Origin of the sequence: Dictyoglomus thermophilum H-6-12 (assembly GCF_000020965.1) — a bacterium.
In the GTDB taxonomy this organism is placed as follows: domain Bacteria; phylum Dictyoglomota; class Dictyoglomia; order Dictyoglomales; family Dictyoglomaceae; genus Dictyoglomus; species Dictyoglomus thermophilum.
Map to the genome: position 1 here is coordinate 1,055,758 of NC_011297.1, position 13,196 is coordinate 1,068,953.

The following is a 13,196-nucleotide window of genomic DNA, read 5'->3' on the forward strand; positions in this document are numbered from 1 at the left end:
TTGCTTTTTATTAATATTTAAGGTATACTTATTTAGTACATAAAAGTTTGAAGAGAAATAAATAAAAAGTGGGAAAACCCACTTTTTATTTTTAATATAGACTTTTACACTAAGGAGATGAAAAGATGAAAAATCAAATATATATGGAGTTTTACAAAAAACTAAAAGAAATTGTAGAACCTATTTGTGAAAAGTATTCTTACGAACTTGTAGATTTAGAATACAGAAGAGAACCTCATGGATGGGTTCTAAGGGTATATATTGATAAAGTTGGCGGAGTTACAGTTGAGGACTGCGCTTATCTCAGTGAAAAAATAAGCAAAGAGTTAGATATAAAAGATCCAATTCCACATTCTTATATTCTTGAAGTTTCATCTCCAGGATTAGATAGACCTTTAAAGAGAAAAAGAGATTTTGAAAGACATATGGGAGAGAAAGTTAATATTACTCTTTTAGAGGAAATCGAAGGTAAAAAGAAATTTGAGGGTAAGATATTTAAGGTAGACGAGTCTAGTGTTACATTAAAAATTGATGACTCCTTCGTTACTATTCCACTGGAAAAGATAAAGAAAGCTATGCTTATTGTAGAATTCTAAGGAGGATGATATTTTATGAAGTTAGGAGAAGATTTCTGGGTTGTATTAGAGCAAATAATTACAGAAAAAAAGCTTGATAAGAATGTAGTTCTAGAAGCTTTAAGAAAAGCTCTACTGTCTGCTTTTAAAAAAGCATATGGTACTAGTAAAGGAGCAAGAGTAGAGATCAACTTCAATAAGCAGGAGATTAGCATATTTGTTGTTAAAAAGGTAGTGGAAAAGGTTAATGACAACATTTCAGAGATAAGTCTTGAAGAAGCTAAAAGCCTCAAACCTGATGCAAAACTTGGAGATGAGATAGAGATAGAAATAGAACCTCAAGAATTTGGTAGAATCGCTGTTCAGGTAGCAAAGCAAGTTATAATGCAGAGTCTCAAAGAAGCAGAAAGAAGAATTCTTTACGAAAAATATAAAGCAAAAGAAGGAGAACTAGTCAATGGTACTGTGGTAAGAATTGAAAAAGGAAACGTATACGTACGTTTTCCCGATATTGAGGCAGTTCTACCAGTAAAAGAACAGATACCAGGAGAAGAATATTGGATAGGAAGAAGACTCAGAGCATATCTTTTGGAGGTAAGAAAAACTACAAAAGATCCTTTAGTAATTCTTTCTAGAAGTCATCCTGGTTTTCTAAAAAGGCTCTTTGAATTAGAAGTTCCAGAAATTAGAGAGGGTACTGTAGAGATTGTAAGTATAGCTCGAGAACCTGGAATGAGATCTAAAGTTGCAGTTTATTCTCATCTTCCAGAGGTCGATCCTATTGGAGCATGTGTGGGATATAAAGGTGTTAGAATACAAAATATTATTAATGAATTGAACGGAGAAAAAATAGATATTGTTCTATGGAGTAAAGATCCTGCAGAATTTGTTGCTCGAAGTCTAAGTCCTGCAAAACCTATCTCTGTGGAAATAAGAGAAGAAGAACACAAAGCAATTGTGATAGTACCACCCGATCAGTTCTCTCTTGCAATAGGTAAGGATGGTCAAAATGTAAGATTGGCTGTTAAACTTACTTCTTGGAGAATTGATGTAAGAACTCCAGAGCAGTACGCTAAAGAAAAAGAAGAGAAAGAAAAAGAGAAGGAAAAGGTGGTAGAGAAGAGTGAGTAAAGGTAAACATATCCCTTTAAGAACATGTATAGGATGTGGAGAAAAAAAACCTAAAAGAGAATTATTAAGGATAGTTCGTACAGAAGATAATTCGATTTCATATGATCCAAAAGGAAAAGCCTCTGGTAGAGGTACTTATATATGTCCTAAGAAGGAATGTCTAGAACTCGCTATTAAAAAGAAGGCTTTTTCTTATGCATTAAAATGCGAAATTTCAAGAGAAAGTCTTGAAAGACTTAAGGAAGAATTAGAAAAAGAAATTACAAGACGGGGGGAGATGGTAGTATGAAGAAAAGAATATACGAATTAAGCAAAGAATTAGGCATCGACAATAAAGATTTATTGAAGATATTATCAGATTTAGGAATTAATGTAAAATCAGCTTTAAATGTTATCGATGAAGAGGTCGAGGAAATTGTCCGAGAGCTTGTCTTAGGGAAAGCTGAAGGTTCAAAGGAAGAGCCTAAAACTCCCCCCGTAGAAAAAGAAGAGGTGAAAAGCTTAGAGGAAATACGAGAGGAAACTGAAAAAGTGGCGGAAAAACCTAAAATGGAGAAGCCAAAAGAAGAAAAGAAAGAGAAGGTTATTACAATACAAGGTAGCATGAGAGTAAAAGATCTAGCCGAAGCTCTCTCCATATCTCCCACAGAGCTTATAATGGAGCTTCTAAATATGAAAATCTTAGCAAATGTAAACCAGATGCTTGATCCAGATATAATAAAAGAGATAGCTAAAAAATATGGTTATAAAGTTGAGGAGATCAAACCTCGAGTAAGTCTAAAGAAAAAAACTTTATCACCAGAAGAAGAGGCAAAATTAAAACCACGTCCACCGGTAGTGGTGGTAATGGGACATGTAGACCACGGTAAGACAACTCTTCTTGATGCTATAAGACAAACAAAAATTGCAGAGAAAGAGTACGGTGGAATTACTCAACATATAGGTGCGTCTATGGTCGAACATAATGGAAGAAAAATAGTTTTTCTTGACACTCCAGGCCATGAGGCCTTTACAGCTTTAAGAGCTCGCGGAGCTCAAGTTACAGATATAGCCGTTCTTGTAGTTGCTGCTGATGATGGGGTCATGCCTCAGACGGTAGAGGCTATTAACCATGCTAAAGCAGCTGATGTTCCTATAATTGTAGCTATAAATAAAATTGATAAACCTGAGGCAAATCCAGAAAGGGTGAAACAACAACTATCAGAATATGGTCTTATCCCTGAAGAATGGGGTGGGGATACAATAATGGTTCCTATCTCTGCTAAAAAGAAGCAAGGAATAGATCAGCTTTTAGAAATGATTTTATTGCTTTCTGATATTTTAGAACTAAAAGCAGATCCAGATAAACCTGCAAAAGGAACCATAATAGAAACAAAGATGGACAAAGGTAGAGGTCCTGTTGCTACCGTTATAATTCAAGAGGGAACGCTCAGATTAAGAGATGTATTTGTAGCTGGGGATGTTATGGGAAGAGTAAGAACGATGTTTGACGATAAAGGTAGACCATTAAAGGAAGCTTTCCCTTCATGGCCAGTAGAAGTTTCAGGATTTGATGAACTACCACAAGCTGGTGATATATTAGAAGTTGTTGAGGACGAAGAAACTGCAAAGAGAATTCTTGAGGAAAGAAAGCAAAAGAAAGAAACTTCAAACATAGAAGTCTGGGGCCTTGGAGAAAAAGTTCTCCCAATAATTGTTAAAGCTGACACTCAGGGTTCCTTAGAAGCAATATTACAAACTATAGATAAAATGCACACAGAGGATATTACAATAAAAGTTATTCATTCTGGTGTTGGTGGAATAACAGAAAGCGACGTTATGCTTGCCTCAGCCTCAAAAGGAATGATCATAGGATTTAATGTCAGACCTGACTCAAAAGCTCAACAGGCTATAAGTAAAGAAAAAGTAATAGCTAAAACCTACAGAATAATTTATGAAATAATTGAGGATCTCCAAAATTATATTAAAGGCCTCAAAGAACCTCAAATTAAAGAAGTTGTCATTGGAAGAGGAGAGGTTAAAGCAACCTTCAATGTGCCTAAAGTAGGAACAGTAGCTGGAGTTTTTGTAAGAGAAGGCAAGATTCAAAGAAATGCTAAAGTAAGATTAATAAGGGATGGAAAAATAATCTACGATGGAAGAATAGCCTCGTTGAAGAGATTTAAAGACGACGTCAACGAAGTACTAACTAATTTCGAATGTGGTGTTGGTCTTGAGAATTTTGGAGATATCAAACCTGGAGACATTTTAGAAGTCTATGTTTTACAGCAAGTTCAATAAAAAATGTTGATAGGAGTTTGTAGAGTCATCATATCAATACCCGAGAGTTTCTCTCTAAAAGAAAAGAGAAAAGTTAAAAGGAGTATTGTGGACAAAGTAAGATCAAAATTTAATGTCTCTATAGCAGAAGTAGACTCTCAGGAGATATGGAATGAATTAGTCCTTGGAATAAGTATAGTTTCAACAGAATCAAAATATATCTATGAGGTAATGTCAGAAATAATAAAATTAATAGAAGAGCAAAAAGATACAGAACTAATAGACTACGAAATTGACATTTTATGAGGCAGGGAGTGATTCCAATGAGACAGAGACAAGAAAGATTGAGTGCCCTAATAAGAGAGGAAATAAGTGAAATTTTACTTAGGAGAGTAAAAGACCCGAGAATATCTTCCTTTTTAGTAATAACAGAGGTAAAGATGAGTAAAGATTTAAGATATGCACATATATATGTGAGCGTATACGGATCTGAAGAGGAAAAGAAACAAACAATGCAAGGGTTGGAGAGTGCAAAAGGCTTTATAAGAAGTGAACTTGGAAAAGATTTAAGAATAAGATTTGTCCCCGAAATATTTTTTGAACTCGACGATTCTCTTGAAAAAGGCGATAGGATTTTAAGGAAACTTAAAGAGTTGGGGCTTGAAGATGAACAAGACTCAGAGTAAATTACTAACATCGCTAAAAGCAATAATTGAAAATAATCAGGATTTTATTCTATTTACTCATAGTAATCCTGATGGGGATGCTATAGGCTCTATATTAGCCTTTTATTATCTTCTTGAGGAACTAAATAAAAATCCGACAATTTATATGAATACCCCTCTTCCTTATTTTTATGAGTTTTTGATTAAGAAAGAGCTTAGACTTGTGAAAGATGTAAACAGAAAATATAAAGTAGGAATAGTTTTTGACTCTGGCGATAAAAATAGAATTAGTGAGACCTTTGATGTAAAAGAAAAAGTAGAAATTCTTGTAAATATAGATCATCATCCCACCAACAATAATTTTGGTGATATAAATATTGTCGATCCCAAAGCGGCCTCTGTTACTGAGATATTATATGAAATCATAAGAAAGCTAAAATACGAAATTTCACTCAATGTTGCTGAATGTATTCTCACTGGCTTAATAACCGACACTGGGAGTTTTAGATTTTCAAATACGAGCTACAAATCCCTAAAAATAGCAAGTGAACTTGTAAAAAAAGGAGCTAATATATCTAAAATCTCAAAAGAAATATATGAAAAAAGGAGAATGTCATCTTTAAAGCTTATGGGAATTTCTTTATCTAGGTTGCAGTTATATAAAAACATAGGTTGGAGTTTTATTGAAGAAGAAGATCTAAAGAATAACAATGCCTCTCATGAGGACATAGAAGGAATAATAGATCTTTTAAGAACTTTAAGAGAAGCAGATATTGTAGTACTATTTTATCCTTATAACAAAGAAAGAGTAAAAGTAAGCCTAAGATCTAAAAAAGATAAAATAGATGTGGGTAAATTAGCTCTTAAGTTTGGTGGCGGAGGACATAAGGAGGCAGCAGGTTTTCAAATAAATAGAAATGAAATAAATTCATATCAAGATTTTATTAAAAAAATCGATGAATATATAAACTCCGATGAATGGGTTTTTACTTATAAATAAACCACCTGGAATAACCTCTTTTGAAGTAGTAAGAAGGGTAAAAAAGCTTTCGAAAGAAAAAAAAGTAGGACACATGGGAACGTTAGATCCCAGAGCTTGTGGCCTGTTAATAATTGGATTAGGAAAATATGTAAGGTTAGAAGAATATCTTTTGAAACTCCCTAAGACTTATATTGTAGAGGTACTATTTGGCGTTTCAAGCGATACTTATGACCGAGAATCCTACAGATTTTTTTACGATAAAGAAGAAAAACCAGTGAATACTGAAATATTGGAAGAAACTTTGAAAAAATATTTCACAGGCGAAATAGAGCAAACACCTCCCCCCTACTCTGCTGTTCATATCGAAGGAGAAAGAGCTTATAATTTGGCAAGAAAAAACATCTCAGTAAGTCTTCCAAAAAGGAAAGTTACTATATATGAATCCGAGATTCTTAACTTTGATAAAACAAGAAATACAGCTTTAATTAGATTTAAAGTCTCCTCAGGCACTTATATAAGAAGCCTTGTACATGATATTGGTGAAAAATTAAATACAAAAACATTAGTTTCATTCTTAGTTCGAACTGATATAGGTCATCTTTCAGTAAATGATAGTATTCCCTATAATAAGATAAAAGAAGGAATTACAAAAAAATTATTATCACCCTTAGAGGTATTAGACTTTCCTGTCTATAAAACTTCTGAGGAAGAGGAGAAAAAAATCTTAAACGGAAATGCTATAGAAGCAAGACTTTCAACAATAGAATCTCCTTACATTTCAATTATAAACTCACAAGGTAGATTTATAGCAGTGGGTAAAGTTTCAGGTAATATTATAAAACCTGATAAAGTTTTTCCACAAAATGAGGTTTGAAGATATGCTTGGAGATCACATAAAGAAAATTAAGTTAAATAAATTAGAAGATAAAAAAGGTTTTGCCATCACTATTGGCGTTTTTGACGGTTTACATTTAGGGCATACTTCTATCATAGATGAACTCGTAAATACAGCCTTAATTAACAATCTTAATTCTGGAGTAATAACTTTTGAAAACGCTTTTCCTCAAAATCTTAAAAATATCTCTTCTTTTTTATTAACCTCTGATGAAAAATTAAATTTTTTTTCTTTAAAGGGAGTTGATTACTCCTTTATCCTACCCTTTAGTGAAGAGATCAGAAGCTTATCTCCTGAGAAATTTATTGAACTACTTGTTAATACTATTCCAATTTCATGTTTATGCGTAGGAAGTAATTTCTTTTTTGGTAAAAACCGATCAGGAGATGTCAATACTCTTAGAGAACTTGGGGAAAAGTATAATTTTAATTTAAAAATAGTGCCTTTAGAAAAAGAGGATTCTAATATTGTCTCAAGTAGTTATATTAGAAATTTACTTCTGGAAGGAAAAATAAATATTGCAAATAAACTTTTGGGTTATAAATATTTTATTAATGGAATTGTAGAAAGGGGAGATAACCTAGGATCCAAAATAGGTTTTCCTACAGTAAACATAAAGTATGAAAAAGAAAAATTAATACCTAAAACAGGAATATATAAAGGAAAAGTTAAAGTAAGAAGAGATATCTATAATGCGGCAATATATATAGGTACAAGACCAACTTTCGGAGGAAAAGAAACAAGAGTTGAGGCATATATATTAGATTTTAATGATCACTTGTATGGTGAGAAAGTCGAAATAGTTTTAGAGGATTATGTAAGATCTGATCAGAAGTTTGACTCTACAGATAAACTTAGAGCTCAAATTCAAAAAGACTTAGAAGTGATAAGAGATTTAATTAAAGAAGAGTCAAAAGTAAAAATTATAACTATAGATGGTACCGCAGGCTCAGGCAAAACCACCATTGCTAAATTTATCGTCCAAAAACTTGATTTTGACTACATTGACAGTGGTGCCTTATATAGAGCTGTGGGATTTATTGCTAAGGAGAAAAATCTCCTAAGAGAAGATGAAATCGTAGAATTCCTATCCAAGAATCCAATAAGATTCACCTTTGATAAAAATACATTTAGAGTTTTTATTTCTGATAAAGAATTAACTTCTCTTATTAGAACAGAGGAGATAGGAAAATATGCTTCAATGATAGGGAAAATGCTAAAAGTAAGAGAAATTTTGACCTCATCTCAGAGGGAGTATTTGAAAAATGTAAAAAAAGGTCTTGTGCTTGAGGGAAGAGATAGTGGTACAATTGTATTCCCTAACGCAAATTTAAAACTTTTTGTTAATGCAAATATAAACGTAAGAGCAGAAAGAAGAGCAAAAGACTTGGGAAATATCAGTATTGACGAAGTTAAAAAGTATATAATTGAAAGAGATAAACAAGATATAAATAGGGATATTGCTCCATTAAGGTTCCCTAACCAAGGATATTTTATTGATAATTCTGATATTGGTATAGAAGAAGTTTACGATAAAATATTATCTCTTTATTTAAAAGCTTTATGAGATTGATCTTTTATTTTGATAAAATAAGTTCCACAATGGACATTGCTCACATCCTTGCGAACAAAGGATATCCCCACGGAACTGTTATAGTAGCGGAAGAGCAGACTCAAGGAAGAGGAAGATTTAAAAGAAAGTGGCATTCTCCTAAAGGAGGATTATGGTTTTCCATAATATTTAGGCCTGAAAATTTAAAAACAATCAAAGCAGGTTTTTTAGGAATAATTATAGGATTTTCAGTTTTGAAAACTTTAGAAAGTTTTCTAAAGGATATCAAACTAAACTTCAAGTGGCCAAATGATATTGAATATGAAGGCAAAAAAGTAGCAGGCATATTATTAGAAAGCGTGTATGAAAAAGAGTTAGAATATATCATAGCTGGAATTGGAATAAATTTACAAGTAGATCCTGAGGAAATAAAAGATCTAAAAGCATTTTCTCTTAAGAATTACATAACAATACCTGACAAGAATATCCTTCTCTTAGAGATACTTAAAGAGTTAGAAAAAAATTTGGATAATTTCCCTAATAATTGGAAAGCAATCTTTGAATTTTATAAAAATAAGTTTCCCTATATTGGTAAAGAAGCAATTATAAAAAACAAAAATTCAAAAGCTAAGGTGATAGATATAACGGAAGATGGAGGAATAGTTTTATCCATTAATAAAAAAATAGAAAGATATGAATGGGGAGGAGTTAGCCTTGAATTTGAAGGGATTTCTAATTGATTTAGATGGATCCATATACAGAGGAAATATGCCATTACCTTATAGCAAGGAGTTTATTGAATTCCTGAGAGAGCAAGGTATAAAATTTTTATTTCTCACAAATAATTCTACTCAGCTTCCCATTGAGTATGTAAGGAAATTAAAAAGTATGAATATAGAATCTGATGAGAATGAAATCTTAACTTCTGGAGTAGCTACCGCTATATATCTATCAAATTTAAAAAAGAACGGAAAATCCTATGTAATTGGAGAAGAGGCATTAAAGAAAGCTATAAAAGATGTAGATTGGGATATCACTGAAGAAACTGACTATGTAGACGCAGTAGTAGTAGGGCTTGATAGAAGTTTCAACTTCGAGAAACTTAGAAAAGCAAATTACCTAATAAGAAATGGAGCAAAATTTATTGCTACAAATCCTGACAAGACATTTCCAATGGAAAATCGTATAGATCCAGGAGCTGGCTCTTTGGTAGCAGCTGTTTCTGCTGCTTCAGAAAAAAAGCCTATTGTAATTGGTAAACCTTCTCTTTATATGGGAAAGATTGCTTTATCAAAATTAGGATTAAAAAGTAGCGAAGTTGGAATAATTGGAGATAGACTTGATACCGATATACTTTTGGGGAAAAGACTTAAAGCCAAAACTTTTCTTGTTCTTACTGGAATTTCAAAAAAAGAAGATATATCAAAAAGTAAGATAAAACCAGATTTTGTTTTTGAAAATCTAAAGGAACTAACTATGTTCCTAAAAGAGTGTTTAAAAAATAAATCATAGAAAATATAAACACAAAATCATACAATGTTATCAAAAAAGCAGATAGTGCACTTTTATAGTTTTTATTAATTAATATTTCAGAAACCCTTAACGCAACAAAGATAAACAAAGATGCAGCAAAAGAAAATCGATAATAAACGAAAAATATAATAGATCTTAACAAGACCTCTGAATATTTGGACTTTACCGAAATACCACTCTTGCTAAAAAAATTCTTAATTCCAAAAGTTTTCACTATATAAAAATAAAATATCGTCCCTGCGAAACTTACAAAAAAATACCCTATTCCAAGAAGTATATAATAATCACTATTATATACTCTTTCTATAATTTCTAAACCTCTTGGAAGACTTAGATAGGCTACTTCTCTACTAGAGGGTAATAAAAAAACTAAAATTAAGGATAAAAAATGCTTAACCTGATCCAACAAAAACTCTTTTAAACCATCTTTAGAGGAAGCTTTTCTAATTTTTGAAATATCTATAAAAGTATGAACTAAAAAGAGAAATATTAGAAAAATCAATGCATCCAAATTTTTAAGATAGGGAATAGATAAAACAACAGAAATCAAAAAATAAATCCCAGTATGAATCAGAATTCCATAGGGAGTAGATTTCTTGAACTCAAATATCTTATTAGTTTGAAGTGGGAAATCTGCAATTAAGTGCGCTAAAAACAACCTTAAGAACCAAAACAATTTAATTTCCCCCTTTTGTATAAATCATTAAGAATACTTACAATAAAAGGATCAAACTCTATTCCAGAAAGCTTACTAATTTCTAAAACAGCCAATTCAACCTCTAAACCTTTTCTATAAGGTCTATCAGAAGTTAACGCGTCAAGTACATCTGCAACCGAGATTATCCTACCCAAAAGAGAGATTCTATCTCCTCTCAAACCCTTTGGATATCCACTCCCATCATATCTTTCGTGATGCTCTTCCACCCCAGGAATTATATCCTTTAAAAGCTCAATAGGTTCTAAAATCCTTCTACCAATAGTTGGATGTTTCTTAATAATCTCTCGCTCCTCCTGAGTAAGTTTATCTTTCTTTGTAAGTATTCTTTCATCAATACCAATCTTCCCTATATCGTGTAATAAGCCGGCTAATTTCACTTTTTCTAAAAAACTTTCAGAATTATTAATCTCTTTAGCAATCATTACAGCAACTTCTGAGACCCTCTTTGAATGACCATGAGTATAAGGATCTTTTGCATCAATAGCACTTACCAAAGACTCTATAGTATCAAAAAAAAGATTTTTTAAATCTTGATATAGCAGGGCGTTCTTTATAGCTATAGAGGCTTGATTTGCAATTGCTTGCAAAAGTTTCAAATCATTCTTGCTAAATTTACTTTTGCCTTTTTTATTAATCACTTCTATCACTCCAATTATCTCATCTTGATATACCAGGGGCACACAAAGCAAAGATTTTGTTTTAAAAGAAGTTAAAGAATCGAACTTGCTGGTAAAAAAGGGATTATTTTCTACATCATTTTCTATAATTGGTATTCCTGTTTCCGCTACTTTTCCTGCTATCCCCTCTCCTACTTTTAGAGAATACCTCTTTATTTTTTCTCCCTTTTCTCCCAAGGCTATTTCGAAATATAATTCTTCTTTGTTTCTATTCAACAACATAAGAGAGCACGCCTCAACATTTAAATTTTCTTTCACTAGGTTCATAATAAGCTCCAATAGCTCATGAATATTAAGTTTTGAATTAATTTTATAACTAATATTTAATAATAGGGATAGCTCTTTTACTTTGTTCTCAAAATACTTAATACTTTTCGCCATCTTTTAAAATACCTATCACTCTGTAAATATGAACTGGTTTTTCTTTCCCTTTTATATTTACGTAACCCAAGTCTTCTATAATGAATTTATCCTTTACTTTTTCATAAGTATTTTCACAAATAAGAATCTCTCCTCCTTTAGCAATACCCTCAAGACGAGAAGCCAAATTAACAGTGCTACCTATAGCTGTATACTCTATCTTTTGGGAAGGGCCAACAATTCCTACTAAGGCTTCTCCTGTAGCTATCCCTATACCAACCTCAAATTTAGGATATCCTTTAAGTTCCCATTCTCTCTGTAATTCCCTCAATTTACTCTGAATTTCTAAAGAAGAATAAACTGCTCTTTCTGCAAAGTCCTCATGATATAAGGGAGCACCAAATATGGCCATAACTGCATCTCCCATAAATTTATCCACTGTTCCACCATATTTGAATATTATTTCTATTACTAAAGCAAAAAACTCATTTAATATCTTTACCATTTCTTCTGGTTCTCTGAGATCAGAATAGTAAGTGAAGTTTCTTATATCTGCAAAAAGTACACTTATATTACTTCTTTTCGAGTAAATAATATTCTTGTCTTCTAGTTTTATCAATTCTTCAACCACATTAGGGGATACAAACCTTTGAAACAAATTTTTTAATAACTTTTTTTCTCTTTCCTCAGATGTAATATCGTGAACGAGATTTGAAAAATAAGAAACAAACATTCCAAATACAGGGATATAATAAGGCAAAAGGATGTTATGTTTCGAGAAAATAAAATTTGCAAAGGTTAAATATAAAATTGCTATAAATAACATCATAATGAATTTCGCAAAATTGCTGAGATTATTTAAAAAAATTAGCAAAAAAGTACTCAAAATCAAAGAGATTAAAAAAACTAGGATATCATTATACAATGGATATATAAAATCTCTACTAATCAATGTGCCAATAGAATTTGCGTGAATTTCTACACCAGGCATCTTACCCAATCTAACCTTGCTACCCATTCTCACATATCCAGAAAAAGGAACAAAATAAGTATCATGTAGTGCTTCAGTTGTTGCACCTATTAATACAATCTTATCTTTAAATAGCATAGGATCAAAATTGCCATTGAGCACATCTACAAAGGAAAAATAAGGATATAAATAAGGACCCCCTCTATAATTGATTAAAATTTTACTCTCTTTTTTAAAAGAATCACCAAGATAAGTTATATACTTTTCAGGACTAATCCCTAAAAATTCGGCAGCTACTAACAATGGGAAAGAATACCAATTAACCTCAAAAACATTATCGGTCAAAGCAAAACGTCTAATGAACCCGTCACTATCATACTCATGATTTACAAGCCCAACCTTAGAATTCTTTGAAAAAATATCTAATGGAAGAAATAATCTTTTTATAGAACCAAATTTAGGATTATCAGTTACAGTATAAAATGCAGCAATAACTATCCTCTTATCCTTTTTCAATAAATCGGAGAAAACTTTGTCTGCGTCCTCACTAGATTTAACATCAAAATATAAATCAAAAGCAATGACTTTAGGATATTTACCTAACTTATCTATCAAAGCCTTGTAAATTCTTCTATCCCAAGGGAAATTACCAAGTTCTTCTATAGAAGAATCATCTATCCCTATTATTACTATAGGATCTCTTACCTTTTCCTCGCCCCTTAAAGAAAATCTCAAATTAATTGAACTTAACTCTAAGTTGTACAACCAATGGATTTTAAATATAGCAATTACCAAGAGTATACTAAGTACTATTATCGATAGCTTTTTGTATAGTTTTTTACTCTTAAAGCTATGTCCAATCTTGAACACTTCTCTTTA

The 13,196-nt window shown here is 31.8% G+C and carries 14 protein-coding genes; 11 read left to right on the plus strand and 3 right to left on the minus strand.

Features of this window, described 5'->3' with window-relative positions:
• Window positions 1–125 precede the first annotated feature (125 nt).
• Genes DICTH_RS05225 through DICTH_RS05275 form a run of 11 tightly spaced genes read left to right on the plus strand, consistent with a single transcriptional unit; the run spans window position 126 to window position 9,571 of the window.
• The gene (locus DICTH_RS05225) at window positions 126–596 is read left to right on the plus strand and encodes a ribosome maturation factor RimP (protein ID WP_012547608.1); all 471 of its coding nucleotides are present in this window, start codon (window positions 126–128) and stop codon (window positions 594–596) included.
• A 15-nt stretch (window positions 597–611) separates the two neighbouring features.
• Window positions 612–1,706 carry a transcription termination factor NusA gene (nusA, locus tag DICTH_RS05230; protein WP_012548417.1) on the plus strand — a complete coding sequence of 365 codons (1,095 nt, stop codon included), beginning with the start codon at window positions 612–614 and terminating at the stop codon, window positions 1,704–1,706.
• Complete coding sequence (gene rnpM, locus DICTH_RS05235) at window positions 1,699–1,995, plus strand: RNase P modulator RnpM (protein ID WP_012547746.1); 297 nt, start codon at window positions 1,699–1,701, stop codon at window positions 1,993–1,995. The genes nusA and rnpM overlap by 8 nt, the downstream gene beginning before the upstream one ends.
• On the plus strand, window positions 1,992–3,986 hold the full coding sequence (gene infB, locus DICTH_RS05240) for a translation initiation factor IF-2 (RefSeq protein WP_012547131.1): 1,995 nt from the start codon (window positions 1,992–1,994) through the stop codon (window positions 3,984–3,986). Before rnpM ends, infB begins: the two co-directional genes overlap by 4 nt.
• Before the next feature lie 3 nt (window positions 3,987–3,989).
• Complete coding sequence (locus tag DICTH_RS05245) at window positions 3,990–4,271, plus strand: DUF503 domain-containing protein (protein ID WP_012547511.1); 282 nt, start codon at window positions 3,990–3,992, stop codon at window positions 4,269–4,271.
• A 17-nt stretch (window positions 4,272–4,288) separates the two neighbouring features.
• Complete coding sequence (rbfA, locus tag DICTH_RS05250; RefSeq protein ID WP_012547700.1) at window positions 4,289–4,651, plus strand: 30S ribosome-binding factor RbfA; 363 nt, start codon at window positions 4,289–4,291, stop codon at window positions 4,649–4,651.
• The gene (locus DICTH_RS05255; protein WP_012546932.1) at window positions 4,632–5,630 is read left to right on the plus strand and encodes a DHH family phosphoesterase; all 999 of its coding nucleotides are present in this window, start codon (window positions 4,632–4,634) and stop codon (window positions 5,628–5,630) included. The genes rbfA and DICTH_RS05255 overlap by 20 nt, the downstream gene beginning before the upstream one ends.
• Window positions 5,605–6,486, plus strand: a complete 882-nt coding sequence (gene truB, locus DICTH_RS05260; RefSeq protein ID WP_012547434.1) for a tRNA pseudouridine(55) synthase TruB — start codon at window positions 5,605–5,607, stop codon at window positions 6,484–6,486. Before DICTH_RS05255 ends, truB begins: the two co-directional genes overlap by 26 nt.
• Before the next feature lie 4 nt (window positions 6,487–6,490).
• Window positions 6,491–8,074, plus strand: a complete 1,584-nt coding sequence (locus DICTH_RS05265) for a bifunctional riboflavin kinase/FAD synthetase (RefSeq protein ID WP_012548549.1) — start codon at window positions 6,491–6,493, stop codon at window positions 8,072–8,074.
• Window positions 8,071–8,799 carry a biotin--[acetyl-CoA-carboxylase] ligase gene (locus DICTH_RS05270; protein WP_041723232.1) on the plus strand — a complete coding sequence of 243 codons (729 nt, stop codon included), beginning with the start codon at window positions 8,071–8,073 and terminating at the stop codon, window positions 8,797–8,799. Before DICTH_RS05265 ends, DICTH_RS05270 begins: the two co-directional genes overlap by 4 nt.
• Window positions 8,774–9,571, plus strand: coding sequence for an HAD-IIA family hydrolase (locus tag DICTH_RS05275; protein ID WP_012547922.1), 798 nt, complete (start codon window positions 8,774–8,776; stop codon window positions 9,569–9,571). The genes DICTH_RS05270 and DICTH_RS05275 overlap by 26 nt, the downstream gene beginning before the upstream one ends.
• Here DICTH_RS05275 and DICTH_RS05280 read toward each other — a convergent pair.
• The 3 genes from DICTH_RS05280 to DICTH_RS05290 are packed head-to-tail and all read right to left on the minus strand — an operon-like array spanning window position 9,534 to window position 13,187.
• Window positions 9,534–10,268, minus strand: a complete 735-nt coding sequence (locus tag DICTH_RS05280; protein WP_012547358.1) for a DUF3307 domain-containing protein — start codon at window positions 10,266–10,268, stop codon at window positions 9,534–9,536. The two genes, DICTH_RS05275 and DICTH_RS05280, sit on opposite strands and share 38 nt — an antisense overlap.
• Window positions 10,253–11,368, minus strand: coding sequence for an HD-GYP domain-containing protein (locus DICTH_RS05285; protein WP_041723234.1), 1,116 nt, complete (start codon window positions 11,366–11,368; stop codon window positions 10,253–10,255). The genes DICTH_RS05280 and DICTH_RS05285 overlap by 16 nt, the downstream gene beginning before the upstream one ends.
• Entirely contained in the window at window positions 11,352–13,187 is a 1,836-nt protein-coding gene (locus tag DICTH_RS05290; RefSeq protein WP_143707871.1) for a CHASE2 domain-containing protein, read from the minus strand. Before DICTH_RS05290 ends, DICTH_RS05285 begins: the two co-directional genes overlap by 17 nt.
• Between the last annotated feature and the right edge of the window lie 9 nt (window positions 13,188–13,196).